Source organism: Bifidobacterium thermophilum (genome assembly GCF_002846655.1).
Lineage (GTDB): Bacteria > Actinomycetota > Actinomycetes > Actinomycetales > Bifidobacteriaceae > Bifidobacterium > Bifidobacterium thermophilum.
On record NZ_PCGX01000014.1, the window covers coordinates 1 to 6,211 of the forward strand.

At 60.8% G+C, this 6,211-nt stretch carries 1 protein-coding gene and 3 rRNA genes; 3 read left to right on the forward strand and 1 reads right to left on the reverse strand.

Features of this window, described 5'->3' with window-relative positions; all coding sequences use genetic code 11:
• Positions 1 to 422, reverse strand: a 422-nt coding sequence (locus CQR48_RS09255; protein ID WP_218971691.1) for a hypothetical protein, incomplete at its 3' end; no start/stop codon positions are given.
• Between the two features lie 198 nt (positions 423 to 620).
• On the opposite strand from CQR48_RS09255, the gene CQR48_RS08930 reads away from it, so the two are divergent.
• From CQR48_RS08930 to rrf, 3 genes are all read left to right on the forward strand, one after another.
• Positions 621 to 2,151 (forward strand): 16S ribosomal RNA (locus tag CQR48_RS08930).
• Positions 2,152 to 2,582: 431 nt separating this feature from the next.
• A 23S ribosomal RNA gene (locus CQR48_RS08935) occupies positions 2,583 to 5,651 on the forward strand.
• 169 nt (positions 5,652 to 5,820) lie between these two features.
• Positions 5,821 to 5,937: ribosomal RNA gene (gene rrf, locus CQR48_RS08940) — 5S ribosomal RNA — on the forward strand.
• Together the 16S, 23S and 5S rRNA genes form the textbook arrangement of a ribosomal RNA operon.
• Positions 5,938 to 6,211 lie beyond the last annotated feature (274 nt).

The window sequence follows — 6,211 nt, forward strand, 5'->3', positions numbered from 1 at the left end:
TGTTGATGCTGATCGACGATGAATCCGGGTGCAGTGGGACTGAAACGTCTCACCGCACCCGGATTCATCGGCGTGGGAGGTGTTGCGATGCCGCACTTGATTGTTTCCGCGACGCTGTTCAGAATGTGGAACGTTCGATTTGGGGGATGGGGCAGGTAACGGACGTGGTCGGCGTACGTGACGCGGTGAGGTTTGTTGTGGCGCGGTGTGTGTGGCGTCGTGTTGTTTTGGTGTGTGGTGTGTGGTGTTTTCGACACGCCGGTGTTTGCGTGTGTTTTGTAGGGTTTGTGGGGTGGTGGTTGGGTGGTTGGTTTGCGTGGGTGGTGTTGGTGGTGTATGTTGTTCTCTTGCTGCCGCTCGCCGGCCGGCTTCCCTTGGGGGGTTGGTTTTGTCGGGTGTGTGGTGGTGGTTTGAGAACTCAAGAGCGTGTCTGTACTACTTCTTTATAGTCAATGATTGCCAGTCCGGTCCCCGCTTCCGTGCGGGGTGTTTGATTGTCCTGCGTGGGAGTCCGCGAGGGCGGTTGATGGGGGTCGGGGTTTTCGTGCGAGTCGCCTTTCCTTATTAGGCGACCGTCAATTATTTTGTGAGAGTCTGTTTTTGGCTTTCCGCATTGTTTTTTTGTGGAGGGTTCGATTCTGGCTCAGGATGAACGCTGGCGGCGTGCTTAACACATGCAAGTCGAACGGGATCCTGCAGGCTTTGCTTGCGGGTGAGAGTGGCGAACGGGTGAGTAATGCGTGACCAACCTGCCCCATGCTCCGGAATAGCTCCTGGAAACGGGTGGTAATGCCGGATGTGCCGGGCTCCTGCATGGGGGTCCGGGAAAGCTCTGGCGGCGTGGGATGGGGTCGCGTCCTATCAGCTTGTTGGCGGGGTGAGGGCCCACCAAGGCTTCGACGGGTAGCCGGCCTGAGAGGGCGACCGGCCACATTGGGACTGAGATACGGCCCAGACTCCTACGGGAGGCAGCAGTGGGGAATATTGCACAATGGGCGCAAGCCTGATGCAGCGACGCCGCGTGCGGGATGGAGGCCTTCGGGTTGTAAACCGCTTTTGTTTGGGAGCAAGCCCTTCGGGGTGAGTGTACCTTTCGAATAAGCACCGGCTAACTACGTGCCAGCAGCCGCGGTAATACGTAGGGTGCGAGCGTTATCCGGATTTATTGGGCGTAAAGGGCTCGTAGGCGGTTCGTCGCGTCCGGTGTGAAAGTCCATCGCCTAACGGTGGATCTGCGCCGGGTACGGGCGGGCTGGAGTGCGGTAGGGGAGACTGGAATTCCCGGTGTAACGGTGGAATGTGTAGATATCGGGAAGAACACCAATGGCGAAGGCAGGTCTCTGGGCCGTTACTGACGCTGAGGAGCGAAAGCGTGGGGAGCGAACAGGATTAGATACCCTGGTAGTCCACGCCGTAAACGGTGGATGCTGGATGTGGGGCCCTTCCACGGGTCCCGTGTCGGAGCCAACGCGTTAAGCATCCCGCCTGGGGAGTACGGCCGCAAGGCTAAAACTCAAAGAAATTGACGGGGGCCCGCACAAGCGGCGGAGCATGCGGATTAATTCGATGCAACGCGAAGAACCTTACCTGGGCTTGACATGTTCCCGGCGACGGCGGAGACGTCGTTTCCCTTCGGGGCGGGTTCACAGGTGGTGCATGGTCGTCGTCAGCTCGTGTCGTGAGATGTTGGGTCAAGTCCCGCAACGAGCGCAACCCTCGCCCCGTGTTGCCAGCGCGTCATGGCGGGAACTCACGGGGGACCGCCGGGGTTAACCCGGAGGAAGGTGGGGATGACGTCAGATCATCATGCCCCTTACGTCCAGGGCTTCACGCATGCTACAATGGCCGGTACAACGGGATGCGACATGGTGACATGGAGCGGATCCCTGAAAACCGGTCTCAGTTCGGATCGGAGCCTGCAACCCGGCTCCGTGAAGGCGGAGTCGCTAGTAATCGCGGATCAGCAACGCCGCGGTGAATGCGTTCCCGGGCCTTGTACACACCGCCCGTCAAGTCATGAAAGTGGGCAGCACCCGAAGCCGGTGGCCTGACCAGTATTGCTGGGGGGAGCCGTCTAAGGTGAGGCTCGTGATTGGGACTAAGTCGTAACAAGGTAGCCGTACCGGAAGGTGCGGCTGGATCACCTCCTTTCTACGGAGAATCTTATTGAGTGCCTGGCATGGTTCCCGGGGTTTTCTCCCTGGGGTGTCGGGCGTGCTGGCGTGGAAGGATCGTTGCGTCCCTGTTGTGGGGGCGGGTATGGGCATGCTGTTGGGTTCCCTGGCCGCCACGGCCCTCCTTGTCGGGGGGTTGGCGTTCGGGTGCCCGCCATGGGTTCCCGTCCGGTTGTCGCCAGGTGGGGGTGTGTGGTGTGGCGTGGTGGTTTGAGAACTGGAGAGTGGACGCGAGCGGACCGCGTGGCCGCCCCTTGTGGGGTGGCTGGTTGTGGTCTGCTTGTACTGATGTATTTCGACCGGGTCCCCGTTTTGGGGGTCTGGTTGTTTGTTTGATCGTTTTGTGATCGCAGAGTGTTGATGATCTGTCGTCCGGTGTTCGTTTGGTCTTGCGGGTTCCCCGTGTGTGGGGTTGCCTGCAAGGGCGTATGGTGGATGCCTTGGCAGACGGGACCGATGAAAGACGTGGCGGGCAGCGATATGCCTCGGGGAGCCGCCGAGCTGGCTTTGATCCGAGGGTTTCTGAATGGGGTGACCCGGCAGCCGTCATGGGCTGTCACCGCACCTTGGGTGCGGGGGGTACGCAGGGAAGTGAAACATCTCAGTACCTGCAGGAAAGGATATTCCGTGAGTAGTGGCGAGCGAAAGCGGACCAGGCCAAACCTTGCGCGTGTGATACCCGTCGGGGGTTGCGCGTGGGGTGTTGCGGGCCTGTGTGTCCGGTCTCCGACGGGGCCGGGCCGAGTGATAAAACGACGTGTGAGGCGAGCAGGATTGAATGCCTGGCCGTAGAGGGTGATGGCCCCGTAGCCGTATGCGTGTCGTCTCGGTATCACAGTTTGCCCAAGTAGCACGGGCCTCGTGGAATCCCGTGTGAATCAGCCCCGACCGTGGGGTGAGCCTAAGTATTCCCGTCTGACCGATAGTGTACCAGTACCGTGAGGGAAAGGTGAAAAGCACCCCGGGAGGGGAGTGAAAGAGTTCCTGAAACCGTGCGCCTACGATCCGTCGGAGCCTTCTTTGTGGGGTGACGGCGTGCCTATCGAAAAATGAGTCTGCGAGTCAGTGGCATGTGGCGTGCATAAGCCGTGTGGCGTATGCGTAGCGAAGGCGAGTCTTAAAAGGCGTTTGTCGCGTGTCCTGGACCCGAAGCGGGATGATCTAGCCCTGGGCAGGTTGAAGCGTGGGTAAGACCGCGTGGAGGACCGCACCCACCTGGGTTGAAAACCGGGGGGATGACCTGGGGCTAGGGGTGAAAGGCCAATCAAATTCCGTGATAGCTGGTTCTCTCCGAAATGCATTTAGGTGCAGCGTCGCGTGTCGCCTCCGGGGGGTAGAGCTACCGGATGCTTGAGGGCCCGTTTCGGGTACCGACAGCAGCCGAACTCCGAATACCCGTGAGGTGTGGCGCGGCAGTGAGTCGGCGGGGGATAAGCTCCGTCGTCGAGAGGGAGACAGCCCAGAGCGTCGTTTAAGGTCCCGAAGCGTGTGCTAAGTGGGAAAGGATGTGGGGCCGCATAGACAGCCAGGAGGTTGGCTCAGAAGCAGCCATCCTTGAAAGAGTGCGTAACAGCTCACTGGTCTAGTGGTCCCGCGCCGACAATGTAGCGGGGCTCAAGCACACCACCGAAGACGCGCCAGCAGGTTTCCTGCTGGGTAGGAGAGCGTCCCCCATGGGGCGAAGCGGCCGCGTGAGCGTGTCGTGGACCGTGGGGGAGTGAGAATGCAGACATGAGTAGCGAGAGACGGGTGAGGATCCCGTCCGCTGGATGACCAAGGGTTCCGGGGCCACGTTCGTCGTCCCCGGGTCAGTCGGGTCCTAAGGCGAGGCCGACAGGCGTAGTCGAATGGATGAACGGGTTGATATTCCCGTACCGGCTGGGGACCGTCAAAGCCGAAGCGCGTGCGCTAACCTCCGCTTCCCGTGGAAGCGCCTTTCGGGGCGTGGACGCGGGTGGTGTTGGGATCCCGCGTGTGGTAGGCCGACGCAGGAGTGACGCAGTCAGGTAGCCGGCCGCGGAGGTGGTTTTCCGTGGTCAAGCGTGCAGGCCGTCCCGCAGGCAAATCCGCGGGGCATCAAGGCCGAGGCGTGATGATGGGCCCCTTGTGGGGCGAATCCGGTGATCCCTTCTGCCGAGAAAAGCTTCGGCGCCAGGGCCCTATGCCGCCCGTACCCGAAACCGACACTGGTGGTCTGGTAGAGTATACCAAAGCGATCGAGCGAATCCTGGTCAAGGAACTCGGCAAACCACTCCCGTGCCTTCGGTATAAGGGAGACCCCCTGGGGTGATGCGCCTCGCGCGTTGAGCCTTGGGGGGTGGCACAGGCCAGGGGGTAGCGACTGTTTACCAAAAACACAGGTGCATGCGAAGGCGCAAGCCGCTGTATATGCACTGACGCCTGCCCGGTGCCGGAAGGTTAAGAGGATCCGTCAGCCCCTTCGGGGGTGAAGCGGTGAATTCAAGCCCCGGTAAACGGCGGTGGTAACTATAACCATCCTAAGGTAGCGAAATTCCTTGTCGGGCAAGTTCCGACCTGCACGAATGGCGTAACGACTTCCCCGCTGTCTCGACCAGGAGCTCGGCGAAATTGCAGTACGAGTAAAGATGCTCGTTAAGCGCAGAAGGACGAAAAGACCCCGGGACCTTTACTATACCTTGGTATTGTCGTCAGGTCTGGATTGTGTAGCATAGGCGGGAGGCTGTGAGCCGCGGGCGCCAGCCCGCGGGGAGCCGGAAGGTGAAATACCGCTCTGTCCACACCTGGCGTCTAACCTCGAAGAGTCATCCTCTTCAGGGACAGTGCCTGGCGGGTAGTTCAACTGGGGCGGTTGCCTCCCAAAGAGTAACGGAGGCGCTCAAAGGTCCCCTCAGCCCGGTTGGCAACCGGGTGTCGAGTGCAATCGCACAAGGGGGCTTGACTGCGAGACCGGCGGGTCGAGCAGGGACGAAAGTCGGAGATAGTGATCCGGTGCCGGCGCACGGGCGCGGCATCGCTCAACGGATAAAAGGTACCCCGGGGATAACAGGCTGATCATTCCCAAGAGTCCATATCGACGGGATGGTTTGGCACCTCGATGTCGGCTCGTCGCATCCTGGGGCTGGAGCAGGTCCCAAGGGTTCGGCTGTTCGCCGATCAAAGCGGCACGCGAGCTGGGTTCAGAACGTCGTGAGACAGTTTGGTCTCTATCCTCTGCGCTCGTTGGAATCCTGAGGAGGCCTGCCCATAGTACGAGAGGACCTGGGTGGACGAACCTCTGGTATGCCGGTCGTCACGCCAGTGGCGCGGCCGGTTGGCTACGTTCGGGAGGGATAACCGCTGAAAGCATCTAAGCGGGAAGCCTGCTCCGAGATCAGGATTCCGTGACCCCCTCGGGGGTCTGGAGACTCCATGGAGAACACGTGGTTGATAGGCCGGACGTGGAAGCCCCGCGAGGGGTGGAGCCGACCGGTACTAACAGTCGAACGGCAACACACACACCCGCCCATACAGGGTGGCAAGAACAAACGAGAGCATCACCCGGACGACAGGGAGACACCCTGCACGTCACATGGATCAATCCTTCAGTCGCGTCCACTATCCGGTCCCCAACCCACCACACCAGCCCCCACGGGCGTGATGGCCCGCGGGATGACAATTGAAGATTTGCGGCGGCCATGGCCCAGGGGAGACGCCCGGACCCATTCCGAACCCGGAAGCTAAGACCTGGCACGGCGATGGTACTGCACCCGGAAGGGTGTGGGAGAGTAGCACGCCGCCGCACCCAAACCTTGAAAGGGAGGGGACACCACACGTGCCCCCTCCCTTTTCACATACCCCGGACACACACGCAGGCGACCACCCACACCCGCACATGGAACAAACGGGCCAAGCCGGGACAACCCCATCACACACCCCGACCATGAACCGGCAAGTGAGGCACCACACACACGACAGGCACGGCATACGGGAACCAAAGATTATCGCCTTAGGCGATCCATTCCTTCGCGTATGCGGCGGCATACACAACCCAGGCGGAAGGCACCGGGCAACGATAC